Source organism: Micromonospora sp. MP36 (assembly GCF_008119785.1).
In the GTDB taxonomy this organism is placed as follows: Bacteria; Actinomycetota; Actinomycetes; order Mycobacteriales; family Micromonosporaceae; genus Micromonospora.
Genome location: NZ_VSFA01000060.1, coordinates 1 through 22,611 on the forward strand (window position 1 = coordinate 1; position 22,611 = coordinate 22,611).

Here is a 22,611-nt window from a genome sequence, read left to right on the forward strand (position 1 = left end):
ACCAGCTGGACGGAGAGCGAATTATCCGAACCGCTCAGCAATGAGCAACGAGTAGGAAGCAGAGACTGCGCCACATGCCAAATGCAGGCATGCGTCTGTCCATCGACCTGAGCTCGCCGGCCATCGCCGCCACCATCGACCGGGACGGCGCCCGAATCCCTGTCACGCTCAACGGCCGCCTCGTCATGCCGCACGGCATCATCCTCGACCCCGCCGGCCAGCTGCGCGTGGGCGTGGCCGCACAATCAGAGCCTTCAGCCAGTTACCAGTTCATCCGCGAACCGCTGGAGCTGCTCGGCAGAGCCGACACCGACCCGCAGGTCGACGCCGTGCAGCTGCTCGCCGGGCAGCTGTGGCACGTCGCCGACCAAGCCGCCCGCCAGGCCGCAGGACCCGTCACCGCCCTCACCGTGACCATCCCCTCAGGCTGGGGACCACGCCGACGTGGACACCTCACCGACGCGGCGGCCCGTGCCGGCCTGCCCGCCCCCGCCATGGTCACCGCACCAGCAGCACTCGCCGCCTACGCCACGGCCGCCGGCACCGTCCCTGACGGCTCGTGCCTGCTGATCTGCCAAGCCGACCGGCACCCGGCCACCCTGACCGTCCTGCAGGCCACCACTGACGGATACCGCGAACTCGCGACCCGATCGATCAACCCGACCCGCGACCTGGACCAGGCGCTCGCCCAGCGAATCGTTGACGCCAACACCGCAGACGACGACCCGCTACGAGCCGAGACAGCCCACCCCACACAGGGACAAGGCGGATTGCTGTTGGAGTCCGTCCGTCAGGCCAGGCAGCTCCTGACCGCCCAGGACCGCGCCCCAGTTCTCCTTCCCGCGCCCCGCAAGCCCACCGTCATCACCCGCGACGACGTCGCCGCCGCCGCCCAGCCCCTCCTCGACGAAGTGGACGCAGCTGTTCACGACATCCTCGGCGCGGCCGATGTGGACCGCCACCACCTCAGTGGCGTGATCCAACGCGAAGCCGAAACGATCCCGGGCCTGCGAGACCGGCTCACCACCGCCACCGGCCTCACACCGGCCACCCTCAGCGGCCACTCCCACGCCCTCGCCGACGGCGCCCTGACCCTCACCGCAGCACACCATCAAGCGACAGGTACTGCCGCCGACACCCAACTACCACGGGTCCGGCTCCGCATCCGGGACCTGACCAGCGCCATCCTGCTCGGTGCCTGCTCCCTCACCCTGCTCCTCCAAGCCATCCTCACCGCAGACATCAACACCACCTACGCCCTCCGAGTCGTCGGCGTCCGGCTCTCCCTACCCGAGCTCGGGACCGCGGGCGCGCTCGCCATGCTCACCGCCTTCGCCGTGGCGCACCTCGCCCCCACCACATGGCTCGCCGGAGCACCCAGCGCGTCCACGCCCGAACCCGCGACTGGCAGCCTCATCCGACGCGGATACCTCGCCGCCGCCGCCGGCGGCACGATCACCGCCGCCCTCTACGGCCTCGCGACCGGCACCGCCGTCGAATTCGACTACGGCCCGTACCTGAAATGGACCCTCGGCTGCGCGCTACCACTGGCCGCCTGCGCTGCCGTCATCGCCGCCGCCGCACCCCGGATCCCCGCCCATGCTCTGCCCGCCTGGCTCGCGCGTATCCGACCGGCGATCCTGCACGCCGCGATCGGCGCCACCGGCATCTACCTCTTGCGGGCCGCCCTCACGCTCACCCCTCCGGTCGACGTGACCGGTATGCCCGGCCTCATCGCCAGCGCCGGAGCCGCGCTCATTGGCGTCGCTACCGCCCTGACCGCCATCCGAGGCCGCACCGCCCGCGCCATCACCGCACCCGGCCTCGCCATCGGCTACGCCATCGTCGTCAGTTACGACACCCACAGCGCGCTGATCGTCGGGTACCTCGTCGCCCTCACCTGGTGGGGCATCCAACTCACCGCACACACCCTGCGACTCGTTTTCCCCGCCGCTGGGAAAGCGCTGCGCCGTCTCATGGACGGCCCGACGAGCTGATCGGCCATAGGCGCGGCCTACGCGCTCCAGCGCCTGGCGTCGTCCGGACAGCGCCTGAGATACGGTTCGGCTGCTGCCCGGCCCCACCCCGCCGAGCACGGCACGGGGCCGCTAACCGGTTGCCGGAGGTGGCGTGGAAGCGGCGCCCGCCGTGATGGGCGGACGCGGGGATGTACTTACAGACGGTCATGCTGCTGCTGCGGGCGGAAGGGTCGCACACCCGCAGGTGATGTGGACGATGTATCGCGAGACCGTCAGCGAGATCATCCGAGCCGATGACGGGTTCGTGCTGTTCTGCAGGGTCGCGGTGGGATTCGAGAAGGAAGGCGTGCCACGGCTGCGTACCGCTTGCCTTACGTTGTGGAACGGAATCACCCTGCCTGATCAGGACCCGACGCCCGAGGTCATCCAGCAGGAGAACGCGGAAGCCCTCGCCTTCGAGCAGAGGTTTCAGGTCGCAGCATGGATCGCCGGCGCTCTGGCGATCCTTGGTCTGGCTGCCTTCATCTACGCACGGAAACACCAGCGGAGGGCTGGCAGAGCTGACTCCTTCGTCCCGAAAGAGTGATCAGTTGTCGATGAACTGGGCGAGTAGCCGGGGGAGCCGCCGGAACAGTCCAGCATCGAAGATGGGCGTCCGGCGTCGGCCACCCCGGTCGTCACCCAGTTGGTCACCCACTCCGGGTGTCAGACGTTGAAGCGGAACTGCGAACCACGATTGGCTCACCAGCGGGAACAGTGCTCGACACCTGCTCACACGGCGTCGCAGGTTGCCAGGGCTGCTCACTGGTCGACAACGTTTGACAGTGTCTCGTGCCCCCTGTGTGCCCCAGACAGCCGCGCGCCGACCAGGGGTGAGACCTGGCAGGATCAGCCCGGTGATGAGTTCCGCCAGCCTGCTGCGCTGCGAGGCGATCGCATGGGTTGACGACGACTGGCCGGGGTGGGTCCGTGTGCGCCTGGTCGACGCCGACGGACGAACGTGGTTCTTCGTCGACAAGGTCCCGATCTTCTTCGATGAGGCCATCCTTCCTGGCGCTCCTCTCCCCCAGCTGGCGTTCGTGAGGTGCAATGTCGTCGGCCAGCAGGAGGATCAGATCCTCGTCGTTAGCACTGTGCCGGACCACGTGGAAGCAGAGGACGGAACCACCCAGTTCCGGGTCCGGCCCAGCCAAGTATGGCGGCGAGAGTGACCTGATCAACTTGAACCGTCAGCTTGGGAAGCGGGTTGATCCACACGCTGGGTACGCGTACAAGCTGGAAACGAGCGCCGTGCGTACATGCTGGGACAGCGGCATGCCCGGCGGTGACCCGTGTTGACCGTTGCATCGGGCATGCATCGGGCACGACTAGGGCGTGTCCTGCCGATCTTGGTGTGGCGAGACGGAACCTCAGACGTCTAGGGTGTCGATATGACGACTGCCCGGCCGCACGACAGCGAGGAACTCGCGAGCGCGGCTCCGGAGCGAGAGGTTCTGGAAGCCTTCATCGACGCGTACCGCGATGTAATCATCGGCAAGCTCCGGGGGCTGTCGGAGGATGACGCCCGTCGGAGCCTGGTGCCCTCGCTCACCACGCTCATCGGCCTCGTCAAACACGTCGCCGCTGTCGAGCGGAACTGGTTCCAGCACTGTCTGGCACAGCAGCCACGTGAACAGATCATTGGCAACTCGTTCGGTGACGACGCCAGTTGGCAGGTCGGCTCGGACGAAACGGTCGCAAGCGTCATCACGGAGTACGCCACGGCCTGTGATCGATCGAGGCAGATCGCGGCCGGCTTCGCCCTCGACGACACTGTGCCTCATCCCCGCCTGGGCAGGGTGTCGCTGCGCTACATCTACGTGCACATGATTCGTGAGTTGGCGCGGCACTGCGGCCACGCCGACATCCTCCGGGAGCAGATCGACGGCATGACCGGGGACTAAACTGCATCCCTGCCGATCATCGAAGCCAGATAACGGTGGCGATGAGGACGAGGCTGGCCCGGTAGAGGGATGCCCGTTTGGCGTAGCGGGTGGCCAGGTCACGCCACTGCTTGAGGCGGTTGAAGCAATGTTCCACCACGTTGCGCTTCTTGTAGACCGCCCGGTCGAAGGCTGGTGGCCGCCCGCCGGCGCTGCCCTTGGCGGCCCGGCGGGCGACCTGGTCCGAGCGTTCCGGGATGACGTGCCGGATCCCGCGCTGCCGCAAAGCGCGGCGGGTGGAGTCGTGGGCGTAGCCCTTATCAGCAATCAGCACCTCGGGGCGTTTACGGGGCCGGCCAGGCCCCGGCTCGTTGACTCGGATCGCGTCCAGCAGCGCCAAGAGTTGGGGGTTGTCGCCGGCCTGGCCTGGGGTGAGCAGGATCGACAACGGCCGGCCACGTCCGTCAACAGCCAGGTGGATCTTCGTGCTCAACCCGCCCCTCGATCGGCCGATGGCCTCACCATCTTGCGCACCAGGCGTCGCCGGACTTGCCGGGGAGCCCCCTTTTTGCGGGCGCCAGCGGCATGCTGATGCGCCCGCACGACCGACGAGTCGATGCTGATCGTCCACTGCACCGGTATGCCGTCGTCATGCACCTGCGCCGCCGCGAGGATCCGATCCCACGTCCCGTCCGCCGTCCACCGGCGCAGCCGTTCGTGGCAGGTCTTCCACGGCCCATACCGTTCCGGCAGGTCACGCCATGGCGCACCCGTGCGCAGCTTCCACAGAATCCCGTTGATGACCTGCCGGTGATCCCGCCACCGCCCCCGCGCACCACCCGGCTCGGGCAGCAACGGCGCGATCACCGCCCACGCCTCATCGGTCAGCTCACCACGACGCACCACCGGCACATCGTCAACGATCAACCACTACAAGATCGGCAGGACACGCCCTAGGCGGTGCGGTCCTCCTCGGTATCCTCCTCGATCAGCCTGCACATAACCTCGATGTCGCCAGAACGGATCATCTCGTCAACTGCCGCCACCATGGCACCAACGCCGGGCTCGGGAACGATCACCTGATCCGAGCACCAGAAGTAGCGACCACCATCGGCTTCTCCGGTGTTGGCGTGTCTGTTCAGGATTTCCTTCACTGCGTCGAGAGTGAAGAAGGTGGCATACCGGTGGCTGCCGTCAGCAAGGTAGATGTGCGCATCGACGTTGTTGACCGTCTCGGGCTCTTCGCCGCCGCCGAGCATGAATTGCACGACAGCGCCGCCAGTCTCGACAACATGTCCGTACATCTCATCCGTCATGCCGTGAGTCTCGCGCACTCCGTCACTTACCATGACGCGCACTGTAGCTCCCGGCCGCCGCTCAACGGTCCTCGGCCACAGTGAGCGTCACGATGCAATTGCCAGGATGGGCCGCAGGACCTGCTCGTAGGCGTCGCAGTAGCGGACCATCCCGAGGTCGCTGGGGTGCGATCCGTCCACCTCGCCCTCGCCATCGTCACCGACCAGGTTGTCGCCTTTGAGATAGAACAGATGCTTGACGCCGGAGGTACGTAGGTTCATGTACGCGGCGTGTAGGGCAGCACGGTTGCCAGCGTGCCGCTGCCGGGACAACTCGACGAAAGCGGCATTTGCGTAGGTGCGGTCCTCGACGAGCAGGATTGGGGTGTCTGGTCGTGCTTCGCGGAGCAGGCGCACGAGCGGCTCGGTACGCTCTTCAACCATGGCCGGCGTCATGTTGGGAAGGCAGTCGATCACATAGACCGACGCGTCGACTTCCGTCAACAGTTCGCCGACTGGCAGGTCCATCGTGCCGTTGCCGGAGAAGCCCAGGTTGATCGTCGGGCAGTCGAAGCGCCGGCCGAGGATTGCGGTGATAGACATGCCGGGACGTGACGACACCCCGCCCTGCATGATGGAGGTCCCGTAGAAGACCGCAGGTCGTTCGGTGCGCGGTTGCACTCCTTGAAAGGATGCACCTGGATCCACTCCGATCTGGAGAGAGTCGACTCCGTTGTAGAGCGGAAGGTAGGCGGTGTAGAGGCGGCGGCCAGGGTCGACCCCGGCCACGAGGCGTTGTTCCACAAGCTGGGTCGCCGGTTTCGCTCCAGCGAGCCAGCGGTCGACACCTGAGCTGGTCCGCCCGTAGATGTCTAAGCCGCTCACCCCGGTCGCCGGCATGTGGAACATGTCCAGTGACGAGGAGTTCAGACGATAGCGGGCGTAGAAGACAGTCGAATCGGTCTCGAATCGGGTCAACATCCCGGCCGAGTCGCGGCTCAGATTCCACACTGCTGATCGGACCGTTGATTTAGCTCTTGCGGGAAGACGATCATAGAAGCGCTCCGTGTCCTGCCAGCCCTTTCCCTCCACGCCCCATTGGGCGACGTCGTACCAGGCGACTCCGCCCTCGATGATTGGAGTCACATCAATCTTGGTGAGTGTTGATTGGCTGGAGGCTGTTCCGGCTTGAGTGGCGCCTGGTGAGACAGCTTGACCGTAAGCTGGCCGGTTGAGCGCGGCGGGCGCGACCAGCGTCGCTCCCCCGACCCCAGCCAGCTGGAAAAGTCGCCTGCGGGTGATCGGTGGTTGCTTCATCCTGGCTCCTCTGTGGCTGTTGCGCCTGAAGGTAACGGTTACGGCACGCTAGGCCGGCACTCTCGGCGAGTGAAGTAGATGAATGTCATCAGGGCGATGAGCGGGCGGTGGCGGGCGGCAAGCGGCGCCTTGCCAAAGTTGAGTGGTAGGCGACGCGCGGTGAGCGACTTTCTGCCCACCCTTCTCTTTGCTGTCAGCGTTGCTGTCGACGTCGGCATGCCCAACCGAGCGGGACTCCCGCTGGGGGGGGTTGCGGGCTCAGTCTGTCGCCTGCTGCCATCTGGTGCCGACCCGCGTCGACGAGCAGGTGCCGGACCTCGACGGTTGACGTTCGGCTCCGGCACGCATCAGAACTCCCGCTGCCTCCTTGCTGCCTCGGTGCCTGACGCCTCGCTTACAAGAGGAAGATGCCCCTGGCGGGGCGCCCACGGGTTTGTGAAACTCGATGCGTGGCCCGCCGACGTCGACAGAGCTTGGCACCACGAGTCCGTTTACAAGAGTGACGCTGGAACCCGCCCCGGGAGGTACCCCGGGCTGCCGCTATGAGCGCGTGTCTGAGTTTCTTGATTTCGCGGATTCCGCGGGCGACGCCTTGTCGGCTGGGTCCATCCTGGAGGCGTTGTGGAGATCGTGTATCCGCGGATCGCGGCGATCGACGTGCACAAGAAGCAGATCACGGTGGCGGTCCCGGTCCCGGGCGAGCAGGTCGGGCAGCGCCGCCAACAGGTACGCAAGTACCCCACCTTCTACAGCGCGCTGCGGGAGATGACCGCCTGGCTACTCGCCGAGCAGGTCACGCACGTGGCGATGGAAGCCACCGGGTGTACTGGCGGCCCGTCTTCCACGCCCTGGCCGAGGCTGACGGGCTGGAGATCCTGCTGTGCAACGCCCACCACGTCAAGAACGTGCCGGGCCGCAAAACCGAGCGGAAGGTTGTGGTGTAATGCCGCGTGTCGTCGCCGGGCCAGAAGGCCGACTTGGCCTCGCAGGTGGCGGCGATGCAACAGTTCTGCCTCGCTCGCGGTCTGGCCGTGGACGAGTGGATCAGCGAGGTCGGCGGCGGGATGAACCTTCGCCGTGAAAAGTTCCTGGCGTTGATGGACGCCGTCGACCGGGGTGAGGTCGCCACGCTGGTGGTGGCGCACAAGGACCGGTTGGCCCGGTTCGGGTTCGACTTGCTGGAGTATCTGGCAGCGCGCGGTGGCTGCGAGATCGTCGTCGCCAATCAGGAGTCGCTGTCCCCGCAGCAGGAGCTGGTCGAGGACCTCCTGGCCGTCGTCAACTCCTTCTCGTGCCGGCTGGACGGTCTGCGTCGCTACAAGAAGGAGTTGGAAAGGGCGGACTTGACCATGGAGGGTGACCGGTGAAGGTCACCCGGATCGCCTACTCGGCCCGACTGAATCCTGGCAAGTACGCCGCCTTGTTGGAGCAGGACCGTCGGTTGGGTCGGGTGCGTAGTGAGGTGTGGCAGCAGTACGGCTCGATCCTCGGTGTCGGGTCCGGGTTGCGGCCGGGCAGTGCTCGGCTTCGCCGTCGGTGGCAGCGAGGGCGACGGCTTCGGATCCACCTATGCGGCCTAATGCTCAAGACCAGGCGGCTGACGCTCACTCGGTGCAGGACGCTCGCCTTGTTCGCCTTCGTCAAGTTCGCGCATGCGTCGGTGGATGAAGTCTCGTGGGCTTTCGTCAGTGACTGGCTGCTTCTTGTCCGAGCCTGGGGGCGGTTCGGCTTTCAACTCGTCGATGTGCCGATGCAGCCGGTCGGCTCGACACGGGTTCGCCTCATCAGGTGCCTGCTCCATCACGGCCTCCTGCTCGATGTCCCCTGCAGCCTCACGCTAGTCCTCGTTCTGGCCGCCGGCCCAGGTGCCCTCGGCGATCTTGCCGCTGCGTAGCTTCTCGACCTGCTCCCGCCAGGCGTTTGCGCGGGCGCTTGTGGTCTCCGCGATGTTGGCTGTCAGGGCTCGGGCGGTGGCGAAGTTGTCCGACCGTGGGCCACTGTCGGCCATGCGCTGCGCGGTCTGAGTTCGGGCGTCGATGGCGGAGCGGAGGCTGCCGGTGCGGGCGGTAAGTTTTCCGAGGTCTCGGAAGCGGGGCGCGTCACCGCCGAACCAGGTTTGCTGCCACCAGTGGTCGGAGACCGGGTCGTGCCAACTGAGGTAACCTCCGACCAGGATCTGGCGCGGGCCGGGCAGGTGGCCACAGAAGCTGTAGCGCACGCCGGCCGTGGCGACCGGGTCGTAGAAGTGCGGGGTCAAGAAGTCCGACACCAGGATGCCGTTGACCGTGTAGCCAAACTGGGCGTCCTCCGGCGGGTCCGCCACCTCGACCAGGAACTCGACTCGACCTTGGTCCGGTTTGGGTGATTGCCCTGCGACCAGCCGGTTGCCCCACGGGTCGGCAAGCATCTCGAGCATTTCGTGGCTGGCGGTCAGCGACCAGCTATCGCTGTACTGCACCAACGAGAACGGCTGGCCGTCCTTGTCGATGTGGATGCCGGCCGCGCCGGGGGTGCCGATGTCGTCGCGCACGATGATTGGCCAATAGCCCACAGGGACATCTTCGAGCTTCTCGAACCCATCGACTGTGGCGGTGATGTCCCATACAGCACGAAAGTCACGGATGGCCTGCTTCTGCAAGGCGGCGGCCACTCGGTTGAGCTGCGAAGAGGTGATGCGCTCGGTCTCTGACACCAGCGCGAGTTGAGTCGCCAACATCGCACGTCCTCCTTTGCGATTCGCCTTGTTTGTTGTCGCCGCGGCAGTAGAGCGAGACTGACCGTGGTGCCGCCTACGTGCTGGAGTGCCGCATCGAGGCGGACAGCCGTGTCCCGCGTCGTCACCGGATCACCCGCTGCTCCGAGCTGTACGGAGTGTGGCCAGCTCATTGCGAGCCCGGTGAGCTCGATGTTGGCCTGGCGAGAACTCGCGGGGGCGAACCCAGGCTGCAAGATCGGAGTTGAGCCCCTGCTCCCGAAGCTGATCAAGCTGGACAATTCGAGATTATGCCACCATCCTCCCAGGACGTTGCAGTTTGCGGAAAAACGACACGAGAGGGTCTGTCGAAATGGCATCCGCCCTGTTCAGGTCCGCTTCACCGGTTGCGGGTAAGATCGAGGCTGGCCGTCTCGTCACCCTGCCCCATCGGCGCCGATGACTACGCGATGATGCCGTCTCATGCTGCTTCGACTGGCTTACCTCAGTGCCACCAACGTGTTCGCGCTGCTAAGGCTGCTGATCTGCGGTGGCGAGCCCGGTCGCGGCATCGAGATCATCCACGTGAACGTGCGCAAGCGAGCCACCGACCACGAGGCGATCGTGCGGATCCGCGAGCAGGTCTTGGTTGGCCTGCTGCCAATGCGTCACCGCCACGTACACGGCCGACAAGGCCGTGGAAGCGCACCAACGGCTGGACGAAGGACCTGCGCGGCCGCATCGTCCTGCTCTTCGATTCTCCGGAGAAGCAATAGCACACGCGGCGAGACCTGCGGACGCGCCAACCGGTCACTCCAGAGGAGGACGCGCGGCCCCTCTTCGGGCCGACCGGGCGGTCCAGCCAGTTTCAACGGCGGTCCGTCGTGGCCGGATCGCAGGCAGACGGTCAGGGCTACGCCGGGCTGTACCGGGCTGCGAACCTCGGGCTCCCGATCGTCGCCGCCATAGCCGCCGCCCATGGCGGACGCGCCGAACCGCGCTTCTGGACCGGCGCCTACCTGATCTTCCGCGAGTAGCCAAGGCGGTTGACGAGGCGTTCCTTCTGCCCGGGTGGGTCAGCGAATGCGGCTGGTGCAGACGACCCGGTCGACCAGCCGCTCGGACTGGCCGTGCGGCGTGACGTAGAGCTCGAAGGTGGGGTGGTTGCTTCGGATCGTGATGACGGTCCGCATCGGGATAGTCTTGCCGACGTACTCCGGGCCCAGCACGCCCGGGTCGGTGAATTCGCCCGGATCGACAGCACGGACGGTCGTCCGCTGACGGGCGCGCCCCGGTACGTCATCGCGGTCGGGGTGACGCTGTCGAAGGTGGTCCACTCGTACCGCCGGTCGATGGTGGAGAATCCGAGGATGCCCATCCGGTAGTAGGGCCGGCCCGCGAGGGTGCCTTCGGTCTCCTCTTCCAGGAACCGGCCGCCGGTCTTGGTGACGCACGTCGACCCGCATGTCTTGCGAGACAACGGGGTGGCCGTCGGTGGGGCGATCTTCAGGACTCGGAGGACGGGCTCGACCCCGAAGCGGTCGCGCAGCTCGCTCGCGAGCGTCATGACCGTCGCCGGGTCGGGTCGAGTTCCGAGGCGAAAAGGCGGACGCGGCCTTGAGGATTTCGTTGGCTCTGCGCTCAGTGACTTCTTTGCGGAGCCGGCGCAGTCCTCGGCCTCGGGGTGGTGGGCTGATCGAAGCGCTCACCGTGATCAGCCTGGGCCTGGCGGATCCAGTTGTGCAGCGCCTCGGGATGCACACCGAGTTGGTCAACCAGACGCTTGATCACCGTTTTTCGGACGCGTGAATTTGACTCCTGTCCTGGCTTGCCGTACTCGCGTGGTGCGCTCAGCCGTCCACGCAGTCACCCTGTCGACCACCGATCGAACTTCCCGCGACCGCGCCTCCGTCACCATGTGGCCGGGTCTGACGACACGGGGCCCCGGGTGCTGCGGCCCGCCGGGACGGCGGGCGTGGGCGGCTGAGCCGGCCAGGTCACAGGCCCGGCCCGCTGAGCCGCTCCAGCTCCCGCCGGGTGGCGGCGTCGATGCCACCCCGGCTCCAGTACCAACGGCACAAGGGCGGGTCGACCTCTCGGCCGGCCCAGGCGAAGGCGTCGCGGTGCTGGTGATACGCGTACGCGCCGAGCGCGTTGAACTCGGAAAAGCCGCGTGGGGGCCGGCCGAGCACGTACTCGTCCAGCGGCATGCCGTGGGTGACCAGGCAGTGCTCCCTTACGGCCGGGTACAGCCAGCGCGGGTAGGCGAACGGCGGGTGGCACATGAAGTCGTACGCCACGGGGGCGCCCAGGAACGCCTCGGTCGGGCCCAGCCACGGCCGGTACCGGCCGAGCTGCCCCACCGGCCGGTACCCGATCCGCGGCCGGCCGCCGGTGAACAGGTCGGCGGGCGTGACCGGGCGCTGGAACACCATGTCGGCGTCCAGGTGGCAGAGCACGGCGGCATCGGTGTAAAGGTCGGCGTAGAGCTTGCTCACCTGTTGGCCCAGGTAGTCGTCGCGGTGGTCCGGGCAGATCTCCAGCCGTACCCCGGTGGGCAGCGCCCGACCCACCCGGCTGGCGCTGAACCGGGGCGTCACCACGATCAGCTCGGTGAAGCCGTGGCACCAGCGGCGCACCGAGCGCAGCGCGTACGCCAGCCAGTCGAGATCCCGGTGGTATGTCCGAATGATGATCGCGCAGCCGTCGCCGCCGGCCCTAGCATCGGTGGCGTGGCCGTCGCCGTACCGACCTTCTGGTGCCGGATCCCGAGTCAGGGCAACGTGGGTGATCAACTCACCCCCTGGCTGGTCCGCCGGATCGCGGGCGTCCCGGCCCGCTGGGTGCCCCCGGAGGGCCCCGGCACCCGGTTCCTCGTCACCGGCAGCGTAGCCGCGCTGGCCGGTCCGGGGGCGGTGGTCTGGGGCAGCGGGGTGATGGCCGCCGACGAACGCGTCCGGCCCGGGGTGGAGCTGGTGACCGTACGGGGCCCGCTCACCCGGGAGGTCGCCCGCCGTACCGTCGACTGCCCGCCGGTGTACGGCGACCCGGCCCTGCTGCTGCCCCGCTTCCTGCCCCACCGGCGCCGCCGGGGCGGGCCGCCCGGGGTGGCGCCGCACTTCTCCGACAAGGCCCGGGCCGCCCTCGGCACCCCGCCCGGGTGGCGGCTGGTGGACGTGCAGCGGCCGGTCGAGGAGTTCGTGGACGCCGTCGTCGGCTGCTCCTTCGTGGCCTCCTCCAGTTTGCACGGCATCATCGTCGCCCACGCGTACGGCGTGCCGGCGGTCTGGATCACCTACGGCGACCTGCCCAGCGGCGACGGCACCAAGTTCCACGATCACTACCTCTCGGTCGGCCTGCCGGTGCCGGCGCCGGTGCCGGTCGGCCGCACCGGCGCCGGCCTGGACGCCGCCCGCCTGGCCGAGCTGGCCACCGTACCGACCGCCCTGCCCGACCTGGATTTGCTGCTGGCGAGGTGCCCGTTCCGATGACCGACCTGCGCGCCGTCCTCACGTCCATCCGGGACGCCAACTACCACCGCGGTGGCCTGCGCTGCCGCTGGCTGTTCGACGCCGAGCCGGCCACCCTGGCCGGGCTGATTCGAGACGCCGAGCGGATGCGTGCGGAGCAGTCGCCGTCCCTGCCGGGCGCCGCCGGGCACGTCACCAGGTGGACCGATCCGAGCGGGCGGGTAGAGCAGTTCAGCCTGCTCACCGCGTCCGGCCGATACGACGACTTCCGGCACGACCACGACTTGTCCACCTTCGGCAAGCGGTTCCGGGACGCGGCCCGCTACCCCGCCTTCAATTCCCTGGTGGCCGCCCTGCCGGACCTGGTGAACATGCGGCTCAACGTGCTCGGGCCGGGTGCCGCCCTCGCCCCACACGAGGAGCACAGCGTGGTCCGGTCGCGGACCGGCCGGGTCGGCGTACGGGCCCGGTTCCACCTGCCGCTGGTCACCGACGAGCACGCCACGCTGCTGCTCGACGGCGACGTCTTCCACCTCGCCGCCGGCACCGTGCACCTGGTCAACCACGGATGCGTGCACGCTGCCCGCAACGCCGGTCCGGCCGACCGGGTGCACCTGGTGTGGGACATGCTGCTCACCGAGGAGGCCACCGGGCTGATGTTCGGTGACGGGCCGCCGCTGGCCGGCTTCACCCGGATTACCTGGCCCGGACCGGAGCCGGTCGGCCGGCGGGAGGTGCCGGACTGGCGGCGGATCGCCGCGCCGGTGCCCGAGCGGGAGGCCCACGACGTCCGCTTCCTCGACGTCCAGTGAGATCAGTACAGGGTCCGGCGGAAGCCTGCCGGGACGTAGTGGAACAGCATCGACGTGTGGGTGTTGCCGTCGGGTAACGGCGGGCGGTAGTGCGGCAGGCGGGTGCCGCGGAACAGCACCGCCTCCCCCGGTCGCTGGGTCAGCGTCAGCGTGCCGGCCGGGGTGTCGAAGTGCAGCGGCCAACCGCCCGCCACTACCGGACCCGACTCGGCGATCAGCAGCGACACGGTGAACTCACACTGCTCCCGGTCCAGATGCCGGTTCAGCACCGCCCCCGCCCGGTAGGCAGACACGTACGAGTAGGAGGGGCGGACCGGCTGCCCGACCAGCCGGCCGATCAGCGGCACAAACTGGTGGTGGAGGAAGCGGGACAGCGGCTCGTTGTGCCAGCCGTACCGGCCAGCGACCTGGTCGTCGCCGAGCGGCCACCCGCCGGTACCGATGAGCGTCTCGTAGTAGCGGTCAAGGGCGCGCCGCTGCGGCTCGTCCACCAGGCCGGTGACCTGGCACAGGTCGCCGGCGGCGAACTCCCGCGCCGCCACACTGTCGGCCAGGGCTGCGGCGGCGGCCCGTCGCCCGCGTTCCGCCTCCGTGGTCAGGACGCCGGCGCCGACCAGCCGGTCACGCAACCCCTCCGGCAGCCCGGCGGGGGCGACCGCCCTGGGTACCAGCGACCGCACCGCAGCTAGTTCCTCGGACCGCACCCAGTATGCCCGCAGCGCCCCGGTGGCCACGTCCTCCACCCACAGGACCGGGTGGCCAGGGCGGAACCGGTCCCGGAAGCGGGTCCGCCGGGCCAGCGCCAGCGGCACCGAAACCCGATCCTGCAGCACGACGGTCGGATCGACGCGCAACTCCACAGCCGGATCGGTCCTATCCGTGGCGGGAACGTCGGTGAGCCAGCAGGCGTACCAGGTCCGGCGGCTGGTCGGAGTGGCGGGTGCGGGCATGGTGGGCTCCTCCCGGCGAAGCCGGTCGACGGCCGCCGTCAGCGTGTCGAGAACGGCGGGGTGCAGGGACGGTCGGCGCCGCCCAGACGGCCGGGGCGCGGTGATGGTGGTGGCCGAGCGGCCGAGGTCGGGCACGGGCGCGGGCGGCAGCCCGAGGGCGGCGTACAGGCGGGTAATGGTCCGGCCCGGCGCGACGCGCAGCTCTTCGTAGTCGACGTCGAGCCAGCGGTGCCCGGGTACGGCCGATCGGGCGTCGAGGATCGCCTCGGTGGCCTGCGCCCACTGGTGGGCGGCGACCCGAGTGAGGTCGGCGTCGTCCAGCCGGCGCCAGGCCTCGGGCAGCAGCAGGTGCCAGGCGCGCCGCCGCCAACCGGGCAAGTCCGGGATGTTGACGAAGCCGGGGTGCCGCCACGCCCGGAGCATGCTCTCCACGGTGTCCCGGGGGTCGCGGCGCAGGTGGATTACCACCGCGTCGGGGAAGACGGCGAGGAGAAACGGCAGCCGCAGCGCGTTCTCCGGGGTCTTCTCGACCAGCCGGCGGCCTGGGCCGGCGGGCAGGTCGGCGAGGAATCCGTAGCGCACCGCCTGCGCGGCCGAGTAGTCGCCGGCCAGGGGCGCGGCGGGCCGCCTGGCAGCGTCGGTGTCGAGGTGGTGGGACCGGTAGCCGCCCGTGGCCGGGTGCAGCGCCGGCACCCCCTCGATGACGCCCTCGCTCTCGCTGGCGAGCCCACGCAGGGCCGGATGGCGGGCCAGCCGGTCGAACAGCGCCGTGCTGCCCGAGCGGGGCGCCGACACCACGAGCACGGGCGCGGGCAGCTCGGCATCGTCCACCCGCACCGGCGACCCGACGCCTGCCGGGCCGGGTCCGCCGGGCCGCCCGATGTCGGTCCGGCGGAGGCCCTGTTCAACCGGGCCGGGTCGGCAGCCGATGTGACCCGCGCCCTGCGCCTGCCCGCGCTGCCCGAACACGGTGCCGACACTGTGCCCGGCAACACCGGCGCGGACCCGGTCGGCTCGGGTGGCCGCGACGAACTCCTCGGCCGCGTCGGCGGAGTCGAACAGGTACCGCAGCATGGTGTGCCGGCCGTCCCGGGACACCCGCCTGGCGAGCAGCCCGGAGGCGTCCGGGAACGGCGCGTGGTGCAGCCGGCGCAGCTCCAACCAGGCCGGCACCGGTCCGGCCAGAGTGACGGTGACCGACCAGGCGCTCACAGGCCCACTCTGGTCGGGGCCGGCGGCGTCATTTGCGGTGGATCCAGCCGGTGACGCTGAACCGGGCGTCCTCCAGGGTGCCGCTGGGCACCCGTACGGGCAGCACCTCGTGCTCGTGTCGGCTGGGGAAGAACACCGCCAGGTTGCCCCGCGGCACGATGGTCTGGCTGCGGTCGGTCGGTATGAGCTGCCCGTCGACGTCGCGCGTCTCGAAGACCCGAAGCTCTCCCCCGGAGAACCGGCGCGGCTCCGGGAAGAAGAAGTAGACGAAGGTCAGCTCCCGGGTGTCCGTGCCGTCGCTGTCGCGGTGAAGGCGGAAGTAGTCGCCGTCGCCGTTCACCGTGGCCTGCAGCTCGATCTCGCCGAGCTGGAAGGCGGGGTGCTTCAGCCGGGGCAGTACCTCTCCCAGCTGCTCCCGGATCCGCTCGACCAGCCGGTCGCCGTACGGGCCGAGGTCGTCGAGGGTGCGGCTGCGCCGGATCCGCTCGTTGACCGTCGGCTCGACCGCGCCACGTGGCACGATGGTGGCGACCTCGAACTTCTCCCGCTCCTCGAGCACGTGCTGGTACAGCCCCAGGTGCTGCTCCACATCGAGGAACTCGCGCACCGGCTGGACGATGTCCTCGAAGCGCTCGTCGAAGGAATATCGGCCGGTGCCGGTGGGAACCCCGCCTGGCTTGCTGTAGTGCCCACCCCGCACGAGCCGGGCGATCTCCGAGGCGACGTCCACCCGGTCGATCGTCCACTCGGCCCGGGAGCCGAGGTAGACGGTGTGGTGGAAGGTGGCGTTGCGGGCGTACACCTCTCGGTCGACGACCTGCGCGAGCAGGTCCCCGGTGTCCACCTTGGCCAGGCCGAGCTTCTCCAGCAGCGCCCCCGCCGGGATCCGGTAGGTGAAGTAGCGGGCCGCCTCGGTGAGGAACACGTCCTCGGTGCGCTCGAAGCCGGTCTGGGTCAGCACGTGGTCGGCGTGCAGCGACCCATCGGCGACCAGGTAGTGCACCTCGGCGTTCGGGTCGACCGCGAGGGTCTCCAACGCCTCCTTGTACAGCGCGGCGGTCAGCGCCACGTTGGTCAGGTCCTCATCGGCTACATACACTGGGCTCAGTCCCCAGCAGCCGTCGGCGACGAGGTGGGTCTGCAGAACCGCGACGACGTTGCGGGCACCGAGTCCCCACGGCGGCCACGGCCGGTCCCGCACCGCGGCGAAGATCTGCGAGTCACCCTCGCCGAGTAGCGGCAGGACCACCTCGTCCATCAGGTGCGGCGCGCCCATCCGGCGGAAGAACGTCCGCAGCGCGGCCTGCGCCAGGTTGCTGAGCTCGTCGAAGATCTCGATCCGGGTCGCCTCGTTGCGGGCGCCGAAAAATGCCGATTGACTGCTGTCGGTCACGGCGGTCCTCCTTGGTGGGAAGCGGGGTCGGATGGAAACGGGCGGGGTCACCGGGCAGACGCCGTTCCTGCGGGTCACCGATCCGCGGGGACGACCGCTGCGCTGGGTGCTGGTGCGGGCGCCGGTGGTGCGCCGGATCGACGCGGCACGCCTGGCCGACCTGGCCGACCAGGGCTGCCGATTCGCCGGCATGACCAGCTACCTGGGCTTCCCGGGCGCGGGGCACCGGGACGAGCGGGACTACGGAGCGTTCTGCGAGGCGTGGTTCCACTGCTTCCGGGAGCCGGACCGGCACCTGCCCCCGGTCGGTCCACGCGCGCTGCTCAGCGAGTCGGACTTCGTCGATCCGCGGGTGGTGGACCCCGGCCGGCTGGCCGGCGAGCCGCTGCCGCCGGAGTTGACCGCCGATGTGGTGTACGTGTGCGGGGCGCAGCCGTGGAAGCAGGAGGCGAAGCAGTGGCCGTTGGCCCGCCGCTGCCTCGCCGCGCTGGCCGCCGAGGGACTGCGGGTGCTGGTCGTGGACGCGCCGCACGACCTAGCCCCGCCGCCCGGCGTACGCCTGACCGGGCCGCTGCCGTGGCAGCGGCTGCTCGCGGTAACCGCGCAAGCCCGGTACGTCCTGGTGCCCGGCATCCTCGACCCGTCGCCACGGGTGCTCGCCGAGGCGCTCTGCCTGGACGTGCCGGTGCTGGTGAACCGGCACATCCTCGGCGGCTGGAAGTACGTCACCCCGTTCACTGGCGCGTTCTTCGACGACGAGCGCGACGTGGTGGCCGCGGCGGCCGCGCTGCGCTCGCGCCGGCCGCGCCCCCGGTCGTGGTTCATGGCCCGGTACGGCCCCGCCCACGCCGGCCGGGCGCTGCTGGACCTGCTGCGGTCCCTCGACCCGGACCTGCCCCCGCTCACCCACGCGCTGCTCGTTCCGGACGAGGCGGTCGGGTAGCTCGTTCCACCGGCGACAGGTTGACCACTAGCCGGCGCGTGCCGGCCATCGGGGAGCGGTGGATCCATGCCGCGGCCACCGGGTGCGCCGACCAGTGTCGGGTGATGTCGAGATGCCGGAAAAAGACCGCCACCCCATCCGGCACCCGGCGCACAGCCGCGTCCGGACGCAGGAACTCCGGCGCATCGTCCATTCCGCACAGCGTCGCCACCGCGTGCGGGTCGTCGGCGGTCCGGTGGGACAGCCGCTCGCGACGGGACAGGTGTGCGTAGAACGCGGGCATGTCGCGTACGTCGGCTGGCTCGACGTACTCGGTGGTGGCGCCGTTGTAGACCCGCAGCGCGCCGACCACCGGGGCCTGAGGCGGGACGGTGTCGAGGTGGAAGCCGCAGCGCCGGGTGGGCGCCTCGGTAAAGATCCGGGCCAGTAGCTGACGGGTTCCACCGGCCACGCAGACGGCCTGGCACAGCTCGGCGAGGTCGTCGAGCAGCGGCCCGCGTACCCGGTGGGGCAGCACAGCGCAGGCCCCTCGCGCCCAGGCTACGACCTCGGCGTCACTCACCGGTGTGAGATGGGTACGGGGCACCCGCAGCCGACCGGCGGTGACGGCCTCGGCCAGCTCGTCCCGCCAGTCCTGCGCGCCGTCTGGCGCGGCGAAGACCGCAGGGGCCTCGCCGTCGCGTGCCTGCACCGCCGCGTCGGCCCAAGTCCGGCTCGCGACGTCCATCCCCTCGAGCATCCCGGCCCCCACGTCCGGCCGCCGACCACCGCGGGTGAGCGGCAGGTCGGCGGTGAGTTGATGTCGCGCCTCTCATCATGGTCCCGACTCGTCCGCCTGCAGCCGCTCCGTCACCAATCCGACACCGCAGCTCGAGCCTGCGCCGGTAGTGGGATCGTTGAGCTAGGGCTTGGGATGTTCGTCGCCAGGTCGCCCAGTGCAGGGTGTGTGCTGGTGGTAGCGGCAGGGCGAGGACGAAGGCGTTGAGGAGCTGCTTGGGTCCGCGGCCGCCATCAGCGACGGGGACTTCGCCGACGTCATCAGCCATCGCCCTGCAGCGGGCGAACTGGCCGACCGACCGCGGCGGCGTCGCGTCGCTGACCCATACGGGTGGCAACTTAGAGAGACCGTCAATTGGGCGTTGACTGCCCAGGTAGCTGTTCGGGGTAGCGAACAGGCACGGGCTTATCGATCATGTGAGTTCTCTACGCTCCGTGACCGACAAGGATTCCCGTGCCTGCGCTGCCATCATCGCTGTTGCCCGCTGATGACCTGATCGCCGACCATGGTCGGATCGTGGTCGAGTTCTTCGATGAGGATGTCTCTCGCCGCGTCGCCCGGCCGGATCGGCCACAGGCCGCGCAACTGCTCGCCGCGATGGCGGACCCGGGGCGCAACTTCGACGCGATCGTGATCGGTGAGTACGAGCGCGCCTTCCATCGCCGACAGCTTGAGCAGTTGGCACCCCATCCTGGTTGAGGATGGCATCCAACTCTGGCTACCCGAAACCTATGGGGCCGGTGGAGTTCGACAACCCGCGACAGCTGGCGTTGCTGGACCTGCTGGGCGTGCACTCCAGCGGGAAGCGTCGCTGATCAGCTTAGTGATCCTGAGTCGGATTGGGTTTCCGGGATCGTTTCCCACCGTGGTGGGGACGCATGGGCGTGGAAGTGGAATCCCGCGCCCAACGCGGCTCCGCGCGGCCGGTGGCCGGTGGTGGGTGTGCTGATCGTGTTCACGCCCTGGTGTCGGTGGGCTGCGCGGGGCAGCCTCCGGTCCGTTGGTGCGTGTCCCTCCGGACGCTTACCCGCCGGGCCGTGAGGTCGGGTGGGGGAGGGTGCCCTGCGTCGCCTGGGCGCGGGGCGTGGTGGCGTGCGCCGGGTGGGGCCGGTCTTCGACCGGTCCCCCCGGCTGGTCTTCGTGATGACCGCTGCCGTTTCGAGTTTGTCGACCACGGCGCGGATGACCATGTGCCCGCTGGCCTTGTCGGTGACGGTCTTTGCCTGATGGGTCAGGCCGCGGGCGGCGATCCGCCGCCAGGCGCCCTGGTCGCGGTCGCCCTGCCACCGGCAGGACTGGTGGGGACAGACAGCCCACTTCCAACCCGCCACCGTGGGCTTGTCGGGGGCCTTACAGTGCCGTAGCGGAGTCAGGCACTGCGGGCAATGCTTCGAGGTATTCCGCGCGGGGACGGTGACCACGGCGATACCCGCCTCGGCGGCGAGGTGCCGCATCCGGTCGACGATCTGCCCGCGCACCTGCTGGGACAGCCGGGTGTTGAGGGTGGCGCCCATGCCCTTGGCTTCCAACGACCGCAGGTCTTCGACGTAGATGACGGTCGCCCGGGAGGCGATCGCCTGATCCACGGCCCAGCGGGCGGCAGCCCACGCGAGCGCGCCGTTCAGGTTGGAGCGGCGGTCGGAGACGTGGCGGATCTCGGCGCGCAGGACCGCCAGTTTGCCGACGAGGTGATGCCGCTCGTCACGGCCGGCGAGGCGCTGGTAGTGGTCGGCCTTGGCGTGCAACCGCTCACCGTGCCGGCGCAACCGGTGCTGCTTGGCCAGGACCCCGGCCGCCCGGAACTGACCACCCGCCCCCAACGCCGTAATCCGCCCATCCTCGTGCAGCCGCAGCGCCCCCGCGCTGAGGAGAGTGTTCAGGCCCCAGTCCACGCCGACCGCGACCGTGTGCCCGGTGCGCTGGGCCTTCGGCACGGCGTGCGTGTACGCGAGATCGGCGCGTACCTGCCGGCCGGTGACCCGGAGGGTGGGCAGGTGCACCACCGCGCCCGCGGGGACCGTGGGCGGCAGGATGATCGGACAAGCCACCCACGTCCAATCCGCATAGGCTCGCGGATCCGGACGGGTGGGCAACTGCAACCGCAGCAACACCCTCCGAGCGTCAGTGTCGCTGCGTTCGATGGTGGCCTGCTGCCGGTCACACGCGGCCAACAGCAGCATCCGCGCGACTCGCGGGACGCCTTCCAGCTCGAACACATCCACCGGCAGCCGGCTGTGCGTGGCAAGGAACCTGGCGGCCTGCCGAGTGCGGGACTTGATAATGCTGGACGGTAGATGCTCCCCGCCCGGAACCGCCTTGCGTACCCGCTCCCACTCCTGCACGGTGCGCTCACGAGGATCGGCCGGCCACGTCGCCAACACCCCGCCAGTCAGACCCGCACGCCACCACGCCGAACGCAGAACACGCCCCGCCTGCTCCTGCGCCATCCGCACGACCCGGTCATTGACCCTCACACCCACCGGCGCGGTAACCGTCCAACCCAGACGACGCAACGCCATCCACGCGTTCGACGGAAGCTTCCGGCCACCCGCGTCGTGTCCGGAGGCCAACACCTCCACATCCGCGCAGTTCCACCGCTCCGCCAACAGGCCGGACACCATGCCCGCCACCAGATCGGCACACCAGCCGACACGTTGCGCCAGCACCGCCTGCGACAGAACCTCACCGCTCTCCTCGTCCACCCCCGATCGGAGCAAAGCACGGGTGCAAGCGGTACGCGAAGTCTCGCCCTCAGCCAGCGGCAGCTTTCCGGTCACCGACTCGTCGCCCCGCCATCGATCCAAGAGAACCCGCGATCACGACCGGCCCACCTCACCGGAATCTCCCCCGAACCAGCCCAAAGGCCAAGCGCCACGATCCACACGGCTAACCTAGGATCACCGACGATTCCTAATCAAGTTGGTCAGCCTCCCGCCGCAGGCGGTCTGACGCACCGGAAATCGGGGTGGCGCCGACGGTGCCCGGAGGGCGGGGAGCTTCCCCACCCTCCGGACGGGAGGGTCAGCTGTCGGCGTAGCGGCGGGCGGCGGCGAGGGCGGCGCGCAGCTTCTCCGCGTCGACCGGTGCCGGCCGCTCCCAGTCGTTGGCCGGGTCGGCCGAGTAGAGGGCCGCGTACGCGGTGGTGTCGCGCTGGAACCGCCAGCCCTCGGCGAGCGGGCCCACGTCGACCGCGTCGTAGCCGAGGGAGTCGAGGAACGCGACGACGGTGCTCTTGGCGGCCGGGTCGTCGCCGGCGATCGGCAGGGCGGTGCGGTCCGCCGTGCCGGCTGGCCGGGCCAGGGCGAGCAGGTGCTTGAAGTAGATGTTGTTGAAGCCCTTGACCACCCGCGACTCGGGCAGGTGCCGCTGCAGCAGTTCGCTGGTGGTGGTCGACTCGTCGTCCAGCTCCGGGAACCGCCCGTCCCGCTCCGGGTAGTAGTTGTTGGTGTCGATCACGATCTTGCCGGCGAGCGGCCCGGCCGGCACCGACCGGTAGGCCCGCAGCGGGACGGTGACCACCACGAGGTCGCCGGCCGCCGCCGCCTCGGCCGGGGTGGCGGCGCGGGCCCGGGGGCCCAACTCGTCCACCAGCGCCTTGAGCGTCTCCGGGCCGCGGGAGTTGCTGAGTACCACGTCGTGACCGGCGGCCAGCGCCAGCCGGGCCACGGTGCCGCCGATGTTGCCGCTGCCGATCAGTCCCACAGTTGTCATGTCCGTTGCCAACCGCCCGCTGGGGGCCGGCATTCCCGACCAAGGTGGTCGGTTATTGGCAGCCCCGACCTCCGGTCGGTGTCCACGCCTCGACCCGGCGAAAACCTTCAGTGATGAAGATCGGTTTGGTAATGATT

Annotated in this window: 22 protein-coding genes and 2 pseudogenes; 11 read left to right on the top strand and 13 right to left on the bottom strand. The window is 69.3% G+C overall.

Going from position 1 to position 22,611, the window contains the following annotated elements:
- Positions 1-89: 89 nt before the first annotated feature.
- From FXF52_RS28120 to FXF52_RS28135, 4 genes are all read left to right on the top strand, one after another.
- Positions 90-1,997, top strand: a complete 1,908-nt coding sequence (locus tag FXF52_RS28120) for a hypothetical protein (protein WP_148801353.1) — start codon at positions 90-92, stop codon at positions 1,995-1,997.
- Positions 1,998-2,130: 133 nt separating this feature from the next.
- Positions 2,131-2,565, top strand: a complete 435-nt coding sequence (locus FXF52_RS42555) for a hypothetical protein (RefSeq protein ID WP_222870719.1) — start codon at positions 2,131-2,133, stop codon at positions 2,563-2,565.
- 310 nt (positions 2,566-2,875) lie between these two features.
- Positions 2,876-3,190 carry a hypothetical protein gene (locus FXF52_RS28130; protein WP_148801354.1) on the top strand — a complete coding sequence of 105 codons (315 nt, stop codon included), beginning with the start codon at positions 2,876-2,878 and terminating at the stop codon, positions 3,188-3,190.
- Between the two features lie 219 nt (positions 3,191-3,409).
- Positions 3,410-3,922, top strand: a complete 513-nt coding sequence (locus FXF52_RS28135; RefSeq protein ID WP_148801355.1) for a DinB family protein — start codon at positions 3,410-3,412, stop codon at positions 3,920-3,922.
- Between the two features lie 16 nt (positions 3,923-3,938).
- Here FXF52_RS28135 and FXF52_RS28140 read toward each other — a convergent pair.
- The 3 genes from FXF52_RS28140 to FXF52_RS28150 all read right to left on the bottom strand — a co-directional run bounded on the left by FXF52_RS28140 (position 3,939) and on the right by FXF52_RS28150 (position 6,513).
- Positions 3,939-4,804, bottom strand: a protein-coding gene (locus FXF52_RS28140; RefSeq protein WP_222870722.1) for an IS5 family transposase whose coding sequence is annotated in 2 segments (ribosomal slippage) — positions 3,939-4,471 and positions 4,471-4,804 — 867 coding nt in all. Because the reading frame shifts where the segments join, the coding sequence is not laid out codon by codon here.
- A 50-nt stretch (positions 4,805-4,854) separates the two neighbouring features.
- Positions 4,855-5,217, bottom strand: a complete 363-nt coding sequence (locus FXF52_RS28145) for a hypothetical protein (protein ID WP_148801356.1) — start codon at positions 5,215-5,217, stop codon at positions 4,855-4,857.
- Positions 5,218-5,304: 87 nt separating this feature from the next.
- On the bottom strand, positions 5,305-6,513 hold the full coding sequence (locus FXF52_RS28150; protein ID WP_148801357.1) for an SGNH/GDSL hydrolase family protein: 1,209 nt from the start codon (positions 6,511-6,513) through the stop codon (positions 5,305-5,307).
- An 821-nt stretch (positions 6,514-7,334) separates the two neighbouring features.
- On the opposite strand from FXF52_RS28150, the gene FXF52_RS44175 reads away from it, so the two are divergent.
- On the top strand, positions 7,335-7,457 hold the full coding sequence (locus tag FXF52_RS44175; RefSeq protein ID WP_370518030.1) for a hypothetical protein: 123 nt from the start codon (positions 7,335-7,337) through the stop codon (positions 7,455-7,457).
- Positions 7,458-7,880 (top strand): annotated as a pseudogene (locus tag FXF52_RS28155) (IS607 family transposase); the annotation flags it as partial. It abuts the gene before it with no gap.
- Between the two features lie 209 nt (positions 7,881-8,089).
- Here the strand turns inward: FXF52_RS28155 and FXF52_RS41880 are convergent.
- The 3 genes from FXF52_RS41880 to FXF52_RS41885 all read right to left on the bottom strand — a co-directional run bounded on the left by FXF52_RS41880 (position 8,090) and on the right by FXF52_RS41885 (position 9,889).
- On the bottom strand, positions 8,090-8,314 hold the full coding sequence (locus FXF52_RS41880; protein ID WP_187413748.1) for a hypothetical protein: 225 nt from the start codon (positions 8,312-8,314) through the stop codon (positions 8,090-8,092).
- 36 nt (positions 8,315-8,350) lie between these two features.
- Entirely contained in the window at positions 8,351-9,229 is an 879-nt protein-coding gene (locus tag FXF52_RS28165) for a hypothetical protein (RefSeq protein WP_148801358.1), read from the bottom strand.
- 507 nt (positions 9,230-9,736) lie between these two features.
- The gene (locus tag FXF52_RS41885; protein WP_187413749.1) at positions 9,737-9,889 is read right to left on the bottom strand and encodes a hypothetical protein; all 153 of its coding nucleotides are present in this window, start codon (positions 9,887-9,889) and stop codon (positions 9,737-9,739) included.
- 200 nt (positions 9,890-10,089) lie between these two features.
- Here FXF52_RS41885 and FXF52_RS41890 point away from each other — a divergent pair, with 200 nt between their 5' ends.
- Positions 10,090-10,242, top strand: a complete 153-nt coding sequence (locus FXF52_RS41890; RefSeq protein ID WP_187413753.1) for a hypothetical protein — start codon at positions 10,090-10,092, stop codon at positions 10,240-10,242.
- Between the two features lie 254 nt (positions 10,243-10,496).
- On the opposite strand, the pseudogene FXF52_RS44180 reads toward FXF52_RS41890, so the two are convergent.
- Positions 10,497-10,772, bottom strand: a pseudogene (locus FXF52_RS44180) (DUF1579 family protein); the annotation flags it as partial.
- A 430-nt stretch (positions 10,773-11,202) separates the two neighbouring features.
- Positions 11,203-12,000, bottom strand: a complete 798-nt coding sequence (locus FXF52_RS41895) for a hypothetical protein (protein WP_187413750.1) — start codon at positions 11,998-12,000, stop codon at positions 11,203-11,205.
- On the opposite strand from FXF52_RS41895, the gene FXF52_RS41900 reads away from it, so the two are divergent.
- Together FXF52_RS41900 and FXF52_RS28180 are read left to right on the top strand one after the other, a co-directional pair.
- Positions 11,989-12,696 carry a polysaccharide pyruvyl transferase family protein gene (locus FXF52_RS41900; RefSeq protein ID WP_187413751.1) on the top strand — a complete coding sequence of 236 codons (708 nt, stop codon included), beginning with the start codon at positions 11,989-11,991 and terminating at the stop codon, positions 12,694-12,696. The two genes, FXF52_RS41895 and FXF52_RS41900, sit on opposite strands and share 12 nt — an antisense overlap.
- Positions 12,693-13,487 carry an aspartyl/asparaginyl beta-hydroxylase domain-containing protein gene (locus tag FXF52_RS28180; RefSeq protein WP_148801361.1) on the top strand — a complete coding sequence of 265 codons (795 nt, stop codon included), beginning with the start codon at positions 12,693-12,695 and terminating at the stop codon, positions 13,485-13,487. The genes FXF52_RS41900 and FXF52_RS28180 overlap by 4 nt, the downstream gene beginning before the upstream one ends.
- A 2-nt stretch (positions 13,488-13,489) precedes the next feature.
- Here the strand turns inward: FXF52_RS28180 and FXF52_RS28185 are convergent, their stop codons facing one another.
- Together FXF52_RS28185 and FXF52_RS28190 are read right to left on the bottom strand one after the other, a co-directional pair.
- Complete coding sequence (locus tag FXF52_RS28185; protein ID WP_148801362.1) at positions 13,490-15,649, bottom strand: sulfotransferase; 2,160 nt, start codon at positions 15,647-15,649, stop codon at positions 13,490-13,492.
- 28 nt (positions 15,650-15,677) lie between these two features.
- The gene (locus tag FXF52_RS28190; RefSeq protein ID WP_148801363.1) at positions 15,678-17,042 is read right to left on the bottom strand and encodes a 2OG-Fe(II) oxygenase; all 1,365 of its coding nucleotides are present in this window, start codon (positions 17,040-17,042) and stop codon (positions 15,678-15,680) included.
- Positions 17,043-17,073: 31 nt separating this feature from the next.
- Here FXF52_RS28190 and FXF52_RS28195 point away from each other — a divergent pair, with 31 nt between their 5' ends.
- Positions 17,074-17,985, top strand: coding sequence for a glycosyltransferase (locus tag FXF52_RS28195; protein ID WP_148801364.1), 912 nt, complete (start codon positions 17,074-17,076; stop codon positions 17,983-17,985).
- Here the strand turns inward: FXF52_RS28195 and FXF52_RS28200 are convergent.
- The gene (locus FXF52_RS28200) at positions 17,945-18,712 is read right to left on the bottom strand and encodes a hypothetical protein (RefSeq protein ID WP_187413752.1); all 768 of its coding nucleotides are present in this window, start codon (positions 18,710-18,712) and stop codon (positions 17,945-17,947) included. The two genes, FXF52_RS28195 and FXF52_RS28200, sit on opposite strands and share 41 nt — an antisense overlap.
- A 504-nt stretch (positions 18,713-19,216) precedes the next feature.
- Between FXF52_RS28200 and FXF52_RS28210 the strand changes: the two genes are divergently transcribed.
- Positions 19,217-19,462, top strand: coding sequence for a hypothetical protein (locus FXF52_RS28210; RefSeq protein WP_148801367.1), 246 nt, complete (start codon positions 19,217-19,219; stop codon positions 19,460-19,462).
- A gap of 116 nt (positions 19,463-19,578) precedes the next feature.
- Here FXF52_RS28210 and FXF52_RS28215 read toward each other — a convergent pair whose 3' ends face one another.
- Together FXF52_RS28215 and FXF52_RS28220 are read right to left on the bottom strand one after the other, a co-directional pair.
- Entirely contained in the window at positions 19,579-21,465 is a 1,887-nt protein-coding gene (locus FXF52_RS28215) for a zinc ribbon domain-containing protein (protein WP_222870721.1), read from the bottom strand.
- Between the two features lie 319 nt (positions 21,466-21,784).
- Positions 21,785-22,474: an NADPH-dependent F420 reductase gene (locus FXF52_RS28220; RefSeq protein ID WP_148801369.1), complete on the bottom strand. Its 690-nt coding sequence runs from the start codon at positions 22,472-22,474 to the stop codon at positions 21,785-21,787.
- Positions 22,475-22,611: the final 137 nt, after the last annotated feature.

Coding starts and splice junctions, on each gene's coding strand:
- FXF52_RS28145 (WP_148801356.1), bottom strand. CDS start 5,217: ATGACGGATGAGATGTACGGACATGTTGTCGAGACTGGCGGCGCTGTC.
- FXF52_RS28150 (WP_148801357.1), bottom strand. CDS start 6,513: ATGAAGCAACCACCGATCACCCGCAGGCGACTTTTCCAGCTGGCTGGG.
- FXF52_RS28220 (WP_148801369.1), bottom strand. CDS start 22,474: ATGACAACTGTGGGACTGATCGGCAGCGGCAACATCGGCGGCACCGTG.
- FXF52_RS28135 (WP_148801355.1), top strand. CDS start 3,410: ATGACGACTGCCCGGCCGCACGACAGCGAGGAACTCGCGAGCGCGGCT.
- FXF52_RS28200 (WP_187413752.1), bottom strand. CDS start 18,712: ATGGACGTCGCGAGCCGGACTTGGGCCGACGCGGCGGTGCAGGCACGC.
- FXF52_RS28195 (WP_148801364.1), top strand. CDS start 17,074: ATGGAAACGGGCGGGGTCACCGGGCAGACGCCGTTCCTGCGGGTCACC.
- FXF52_RS41880 (WP_187413748.1), bottom strand. CDS start 8,314: ATGGAGCAGGCACCTGATGAGGCGAACCCGTGTCGAGCCGACCGGCTG.
- FXF52_RS28165 (WP_148801358.1), bottom strand. CDS start 9,229: ATGTTGGCGACTCAACTCGCGCTGGTGTCAGAGACCGAGCGCATCACC.
- FXF52_RS28120 (WP_148801353.1), top strand. CDS start 90: ATGCGTCTGTCCATCGACCTGAGCTCGCCGGCCATCGCCGCCACCATC.
- FXF52_RS28180 (WP_148801361.1), top strand. CDS start 12,693: ATGACCGACCTGCGCGCCGTCCTCACGTCCATCCGGGACGCCAACTAC.